Origin of the sequence: Novosphingobium organovorum (assembly GCF_022832435.1) — a bacterium.
GTDB classification, from domain to species: Bacteria; Pseudomonadota; Alphaproteobacteria; order Sphingomonadales; family Sphingomonadaceae; genus Novosphingobium; species Novosphingobium organovorum.
Map to the genome: position 1 here is coordinate 1 of NZ_JALHLF010000275.1, position 430 is coordinate 430.

Below are 430 nucleotides of genomic sequence, written 5' to 3' on the forward strand. Positions count from 1 at the left end.
CTGGGCGAACCGGGGCACGGCGCGCGCGAACCGCTCGCCCTGCGCAACCGGTTGCTTTTCGCGCTCGCCCGGCGCTGCGGCACGCGCGCGATCGTGCTCGAGACCGGCTTTACCGAGGCCCGCCGCCTCGATCGCTATGTCCTGGGCGAAGGTGAGGACAGCGCGGCCCGTCGCGACGCCGTGCTCGCCAGCGGGTTCACCTGGGGCTTTGGCGCGCTGGCGCAGAACCGCGCGCTGATCCGCGATCTGCGCGCCTACAACGCGGCCCATCGCGGCGATCCGATCCACCTCTACGGCATGGACCTGCCGGGCGGCGATGCCGACGATGGCATGGCCCATACCGGCCGCGTGCTCACCGCGCTCGCCGCGTACCTTCGCGCCCCCGCCGGAGCGCCGGGGCCGGGCGTCCCCGCCCCGGTGCGCGCCGTGC

Annotated in this window: 1 protein-coding gene; it reads left to right on the forward strand. The window is 75.3% G+C overall.

Translation table 11 applies throughout. The features are described 5' to 3' along the window. Nucleotides 1-430 (forward strand): erythromycin esterase family protein (locus MTR62_RS21215; RefSeq protein WP_244024663.1); only part of this gene is annotated, 430 nt, incomplete at both ends.